At 71.5% G+C, this 6,806-nt stretch carries 6 protein-coding genes; all 6 read right to left on the reverse strand.

Annotated elements, in window-relative coordinates; translation table 11 throughout:
* Positions 1 to 144: 144 nt before the first annotated feature.
* The 6 genes from KK087_RS16130 to KK087_RS16155 all read right to left on the reverse strand — a co-directional run bounded on the left by KK087_RS16130 (position 145) and on the right by KK087_RS16155 (position 6,781).
* The gene (locus KK087_RS16130) at positions 145 to 771 is read right to left on the reverse strand and encodes a thymidine kinase (protein WP_214540846.1); all 627 of its coding nucleotides are present in this window, start codon (positions 769 to 771) and stop codon (positions 145 to 147) included.
* Entirely contained in the window at positions 771 to 1,472 is a 702-nt protein-coding gene (locus KK087_RS16135) for a response regulator transcription factor (protein ID WP_040420063.1), read from the reverse strand. The genes KK087_RS16130 and KK087_RS16135 overlap by 1 nt, the downstream gene beginning before the upstream one ends.
* Positions 1,459 to 2,694: a hypothetical protein gene (locus KK087_RS16140; protein WP_214566656.1), complete on the reverse strand. Its 1,236-nt coding sequence runs from the start codon at positions 2,692 to 2,694 to the stop codon at positions 1,459 to 1,461. Before KK087_RS16140 ends, KK087_RS16135 begins: the two co-directional genes overlap by 14 nt.
* On the reverse strand, positions 2,691 to 3,947 hold the full coding sequence (locus tag KK087_RS16145; protein ID WP_214566657.1) for a sensor histidine kinase: 1,257 nt from the start codon (positions 3,945 to 3,947) through the stop codon (positions 2,691 to 2,693). The genes KK087_RS16140 and KK087_RS16145 overlap by 4 nt, the downstream gene beginning before the upstream one ends.
* A 133-nt stretch (positions 3,948 to 4,080) precedes the next feature.
* Positions 4,081 to 5,235, reverse strand: coding sequence for an Rv2578c family radical SAM protein (locus KK087_RS16150; protein WP_214566658.1), 1,155 nt, complete (start codon positions 5,233 to 5,235; stop codon positions 4,081 to 4,083).
* 58 nt (positions 5,236 to 5,293) lie between these two features.
* The gene (locus KK087_RS16155) at positions 5,294 to 6,781 is read right to left on the reverse strand and encodes a malate:quinone oxidoreductase (protein WP_214528508.1); all 1,488 of its coding nucleotides are present in this window, start codon (positions 6,779 to 6,781) and stop codon (positions 5,294 to 5,296) included.
* Positions 6,782 to 6,806 lie beyond the last annotated feature (25 nt).

Below are 6,806 nucleotides of genomic sequence, written 5' to 3' on the forward strand. Positions count from 1 at the left end.
AGGTCGCGGCAGCGACGGTTGGCGACCACTCGGCGGACGCGTGCGGCGCGCCCTGGACGCACCGCGCAGCGGACTGGAGGCCCGTGGCGGGGCCCGCACCGCGCCTCCAGGCCGCCTTTCGGTGGCGTCTCGGGCGCGGAGCGCTCAGGCGCCGTCGAGGCGGCCGCCGGACTCCGTCAGGTAGCAGTTGGCGCAGAGCGACTCGTAGGCGACGTCGACACCGTCGATGGCGACCTGGGAGCCGTCGAAGACGAACCGGCCGTCGACCGTCCGGGCGTTGAAGACCGCCTTGCGGCCGCAGCGGCAGATGGTCTTGAGTTCTTCGAGGGAGTGCGCGACCTCGAGCAGGCGTGCGCTGCCGGGGAACGCCTCGGTGCGGAAGTCGGTGCGGATGCCGTACGTGATGACCGGGATCTCGTCGAGCACCGCGATGCGCAGCAGGTCGTCGACCTGGCGCGGGGTGAGGAACTGCGCCTCGTCGACGAGCACGCAGCTGACGGGCCGCACCATGCCGTCCAGGCGGTCCGACTCGGGATCGACGGCACCGGCGGCGGTGACGGCCTGGCGCACGTCGGCGTCCGGCGAGAACACGATGTCGACGGTCCGGCTGACGCCCAGGCGGGAGACGATCTCGCGGTCGCCCTTCGTGTCCACCGCGGGCTTGGCGAGCAGGACCCGGTGCCCGCGCTCCTCGTAGTTGTAGGCGGCCTGCAGCAAGCCCGTGCTCTTGCCGCTGTTCATCGCGCCGTAGCGGAAGTAGAGCTTCGCCACTACGCGAGGAACCCGTCCTCGGCGGCCCGACGGATGAGGTCGGACTTCTTCGAGGCGGGACGGCCCACCTTGCTGTACTTCTCGCGCACGCGGCGCAGGTAGGTCTTGGCGGTCTCGTACTGCACGTTCATCTGCGCGGCGACCTCGTTCGTCGAGTAGCCCGAGACGTAGAGCCGGAGCGCCTCTTCCTCACCGGCGCTGAGCTTCGGTCGCTGGTGCGCCGTCGCGCCCGTCGGCAGCGGTCGCCACTCCCGCGGCTGCGGGGTCTCGCGTGCGACGCCCATGATCTCGCGGGCGACGTCCATGACCTCGCGCATCGGCAGCGACTTCGACAGGAACGCCGCGGCACCGGCTGCCAGGGCGCGGTCGCGGGACTCCCGGCTGTCGACGCTCGAGAGCACGATGACCTTCGCCCCGGCAGCACGGCAGGTGCGGACGCGGGCCTCGATGGACACCGGTTCCTTCAGCTGGAAGTCGAGGAACACCAGGTCGGTCGGGAAGCTGTCGCTGTGGACCATCTCGAGCCACGTGTGTGCGGTCAGGGCCAGGTCGAAGTCGAAGGCGTTCACCGCGATCCAGCTCGACAGGCTGTCCAGCAGGACCTCGTGGTCGTCGAGGATGGCCAGCCGCACGCGTCGTGCTCCCGGGTTCGGGAGGGACGGCGACCCCTCCGAGAGCCGGTTCGGGTCAGTGCTGGTCATAGGAGAACCTTAGTGCGAGGGCGGACGGACGGACCGCGACGTCGAGGTCGGGGAACGTCACACGGAGGACGGCGAAGTAGGGGTCGAAGGTGCGGTGGATGCCGATGTCGGAGTCGGCCACGGCGAGGTCGAGTTCCACGAGCACGCGGGCGGTCGGAGCCGCCGACGCTGCCCGCGCCGGTGCCGCCCGCGCCGGTTCCGCCGGGCCGGCCACCGTGTCGGCTCGTCGCACGGTCGCACGGAACCCGGCCGGGTCGACGGTCGAGGCGCGGAGCGCGGCACGCACGAAGGTCCGGACGACGGCGCGCTGGTCGGTGTCGAGCGTCGCGATGAGGCCGTCGGGGTCGTCGACCACCGGCGCCGCACCGCCCTCGACCCGGACGGCGTACTCGAGCCAGGTGCGGTCCGCATCGGCGACCATCGATGCCCGGATCCCGTCGGCGATCGCACGGGCGCGGTCGCGGTCAGCGTCGGTGATGGTGTCGCGTGTGCGGAGCTCGGCGAAGAACGGGGCGACGTCGCGGGACAGGATCGTCGAGCGGTCCTGCTGCACGCTCGCGGCGATGCCGTCGCGCTCGGCGCGCTCGACGGAGTACGATCCGGCGCGAATCTGCACGCGCTCGGCGAGCCCGGCGAAGGTCCACGCGAACACCGCGGACGCGGCGGTCAGCACGAAGGTCGGCGCCGCGGCCAGGAACGCCGCGACGGCCACCGGGACCTCGTGCGGGAACACGGCGGCGCCGGTGCCCCACGTGACCGCGTTCACCGCGGCGAGGACGACCCCGCCGATCGCCAGGTCGGTCCACGGCCGGTACGGCGCGACCATCACGATGCCGGTCGCCGTGATCAGGGACATGAAGTCGTTCAGGGCGCTGCGGTCCGGGCCCCACTGCGCGGCGACGCTCGCGACCGAGGCCAGGCCGAGCAGCCCGACGTGGGCGACGTACGCCGAGCGGGGGAAGGGCGCGCGGAAGGGACTCGAGGCAGCGAGCACCACGACCGCCGAGGCCGCCACGAGCAGCACCGTCAGTGCGCTGAGGGTCGGGCTGCCCTCGACGTCGCGGTCGAAGATCGACACGAGCAGGGCCCAGACGATGCTCCCGGCGCCGAGCACGACGGCGAGCGGACGCGATCCCATCGCGCCGAGCGGGTCGTACTGCTGCGCGGTGCGCCGGGGCCCGGAGGCCGGCCCGGACCCGCGGCGCCGCCGGAGCGCGGTCATCGCCCGGTCCCCCGTTCATCGACCGCCGCCGGAACGGTGATGGCACCGGTGACCGGCCCGTACGGCACGGTCATCATGACGCTGGTGCCGGAGCCGGGCGACGACCAGATCTGGACGTCGCCACCGACCCGGCCGATGCGGTCGCGGACCGAACCGCGGAGGCCCATCCGGTCGGCACCGGTGGCGTCCTCGTCGAAACCGCGGCCGTCGTCGACCACCATGACGGTGCAGGACGCGCTGTCGTCGAACACGCTCACCTCGGCGGCATCGGTGCCCGCGTGCTTCCGCACGTTGGCCAGGCACTGCCCGACGGCTCGGACGACCGCCGACAGTGCACGCTGGTCGAGGCGCTCGAGCGCCGAGGTGTCGCCGGAGACCGTGACGTCGAGCCCGAGCGCGCGGTGCTCGTCGACCATGGAGCCGAACGTCTCGGCAGCGGCCCCCGGGCGCGGACGGGCAGCGGGAGCGAGCCAGCCCTTGCCGGTGAGGACCGCGACGTCGGCGTCGACCGTCTCGGCCAGGAGCGGGTCCATCGGGCCGTCCGGAGCCAGCGTGATCGCACCGAGGTGGTTCAGCACGGTGTCGTGCAGGATGGCGGACGCCTCGGCCTCGACCCCTGCGCGGTAGGCGGACACGTGTTCCTCGCGTGCCGAACGCAGCAGTTCGGGCTGCACCTGTTCGGACCGGCCGGTGCTGCGGGTGGTGAAGAGCACGAGCGCGACCACGAAGCCGAGGGTGACCCAGGCCAGGATGAGGGGCCGCGGCGACTCGTCGGCCTGCACGATGGCGATCCAGGTGGCGAGCCGACCGACCAGGAACCCCACGAAGGACCAGAACACCACGCGGCTCGGCAGCGCTCCGGCCCCGCCGACCAGGATGAGCGGGATCACGACGAGGGACATCAGGTACGAGGTCACCCAGCCGGTCGGCACCTCCTGCTGGACCCCGACGGCGAACCACCAGGCGCAGACACCGCCGATCACCAGGAACGCGATCGCCGAGCTCCGGGTGCCGAACTGCACGTGCACGCCGATCATGGCGAGCATCGGGACCACGGCCAGCACGGTGCCGAGGACCTGCACGCCCGGTTCGGACAGGCCGTAGAGCACGAGCGTGATCGCCGCGGCCAGCAGTGACCCGATGGCGCCGGCATGGAGGGCACGCACGGTCGACCACGCGTTCACTCGCGGTGCGAGGTGCGTGGGGATGCCGAGCACGAGGTGGATCCTTCCGGTGGCGAGGGCGCCGTCCACGATCCAACCACTGGAGCAGCGGCCGTGTACCCCGAATCCGGAGCCGTGCGGCGACTCGCACGATGATAGCGGCCCGGGCCGGGGTCTGCCTGTCCCCCGAAGGTGGACCACCCTGGCCCCTGACCGCGATCGGTCAGAAGAGCGTTTGGGACACCGCCGGACGGAGCAGCCGCCGGTCGAACCCGGGGTCCGCGCGCTTCAGCGGCGAGACCGTCGGCACGGACTGCTCCTCGGGCAACCCGCCCGGCGCGCCCTGCGGCAGCCCCTGTGGCGCGCCCGGCGACAGCGGACGCGGTTCCGAGAAGCCCATCGACCCCGTGGCAGGGTCCACGCGCCCGAGGCCGACGCCGTGCGCTGCAAGGATGGGCCGGATGCGCTCCGACAACCACCGCCGGTAGTCCTTCGGCGCGTAGGTGTTGTCGAGGTACATCGCCCGGTACCGCTGCACCAGGTCGGGTCGCTCGCGGCCGAGCCACTCGAACCACCACGGCTTCACCCCCGGCCGCAGGTGCAGCGCCGAGTACATGATGCTCGTCGCCCCGGCCGCCGTGGCGCGTCCGATCGCGTCGTCGAGCTGCGCCCTGGTGTCGGTGATGTACGGCAGCACGGGCATCAGGAACACCGCGCAGTCGAGCCCTGCGTCGCGGATCGCCCGCACGGTCGCGAGCCGGGCCGCCGTCGTCGGGGTGCCGGACTCGACCGACTGCTGCAGCGAGTCGTCGTACACGGCGATCGACATCGCGAGGTCGACGGGAACGACCTTCGCCGCCTCGACCAGGAGCGGCAGGTCGCGGCGCAGCAGGGTGCCCTTCGTCAGGATGCTGAACGGGGTGCGCGACTCCGCCAGCGCCTGGATCACGCCCGGCATCAGCCGGTAGCGTCCCTCAGCCCGCTGGTAGGGGTCGGTGTTCGTGCCGAGGGCCACCGGGTGGCGGTCCCACGAGGGCTTGCCGAGTTCGCGGCGCAGCACGTCGGCGACGTTCGTCTTCACCACGATCTGCTGGTCGAAGTCGGCGCCGCCGTCGAACTCGAGGTAGGTGTGCGTCGGGCGCGCGAAGCAGTAGACGCAGGCGTGGCTGCACCCCCGGTACGGGTTGATCGTCCAGCCGTACGTGCCGGACCCGTCGGCGCTCGGCACCCGGTTCAGCGCGCTCTTCGCCAGGACCTCGTGGAAGGTCACCCCGGCGAACTCCGGGGTCGTCACGCTCCGGACGAACCCGCTGTTCGATTCCATCCCGGGCAGTGCGTCGCTCTGCTCGGCGTCGATCGCCTGTCCACTCCACCGCATGCCGTCATTCGAACACACGTTCGAACAGACCGCAAGCCGGGGCCGACCGGTGCTGGCCTCAGTGGTGCAGGCCGAGCACCTTCGCCGTGCGCTCGAGCGTGGCGTCCGCCAGGGCCGGATCGTCGCCGAGGTCCTGCCCGTACGTCGGCACCATCGCACGGACGTCGTCCTGCCAGCCGTCCCACCGGTCGGGGAAGCACCGGCGCAGCATCGTGAGCATGATCGGCACGGCCGTCGAGGCACCCGGCGACGCCCCGAGCAGCCCCGCGATGGAGCCGTCGGCGGCGGTGATGACCTCGGTGCCGAACTGCAGCACGCCGCCCTTGTCCTTGTCGGGCTTGATCACCTGGACACGCTGACCCGCGGTGATGCGGTGCCAGTGCTCGGGCTCGGCGCTCGGCATGAAGTCACGCAGCGCCTCGAACTTGGTGCGCTTCGAGGCGAGGAGCTGCCCGACCAGGTACCGGACCAGGTCGAAGTTCGAGAACGCCACGCTCAGCATCGGGCGGAGGTTGTGTGGCCGGATCGAGCGGAACAGGTCGAGGACCGAGCCCTGCTTCAGGAACTTCGGGCTGAACCCCGCGTACGGCCCAAACATCAGCGACGACCCACCGTCGACGATGCGGGTGTCGAGGTGTGGCACGGACATCGGCGGGGCACCGACGCTGGCCTTGCCGTAGACCTTGGCGGAGTGCTTCTGCACCACCTCGGGGTCGTCGGTGCGCAGGAACTCGCCCGACACCGGGAAGCCGCCGTACCCACGGATCTCGGGGATGCCGGACTTCTGCAGCAGGTGCAGTGCCCCGCCGCCGGCGCCGACGAAGACGAACTTCGCGGCGATGCGCTGGGTGGACCGGCCGATCTCGTTGCGGACGTTGAGCACCCAGCCCTCGGACACCTTCGAGCGGGTCAGGTTGGTGACCTGGTGCGAGGGTTCGAACTCGACGCCGTCGATCTCGAGCTGGTCGAACAGCTGCCGGGTGAGCGAGCCGAAGTCGACGTCGGAGCCCGCCGCCGAGTACGTGGCGGCGATCGGCTGGTCCTTCTTGCGGCCGGGGATGAGCGCGGGCGCCCACTTCCGGATCTGTGCCGGGTCGTCGGAGAACTCGATGCCGGCGAAGAGCGGGTGGTCGCGCATGGCCTCGTACCGGGCGCGCATGTACGCGACGTTCGCCTCGCCCCACACGAAGGAGATGTGCGGCGTGGGGTTGATGAAGTTCGACGGCTCCGGCAGCACGCCGGTCTCGACCAGGTGCGCCCAGAACTGCCGGGAGACCTGGAACTGCTCGTTGACCGTGACGGCCTTCGCGATGTCGACGCGACCGTCCGGGAGCTCCGGCGTGTAGTTCAGCTCGCAGAGTGCGGAGTGCCCGGTGCCGGCGTTGTTCCAGGGGTTCGAGGACTCCTGCGCGACGGTGCCGAGCCGCTCGTACACGCGGATCTTCCAGCTCGGCTCGAGCTTGTGGATGATGGCCCCGAGCGTGGCACTCATGATGCCTCCGCCGATCAGGACGACGTCGATGGGGTCCACCTGCTGCTCTGCCACCCGTCGATCCTACCGGCGGCGTCCG

This window comes from Curtobacterium aurantiacum (assembly GCF_018598555.1).
Lineage (GTDB): Bacteria > Actinomycetota > Actinomycetes > Actinomycetales > Microbacteriaceae > Curtobacterium > Curtobacterium aurantiacum.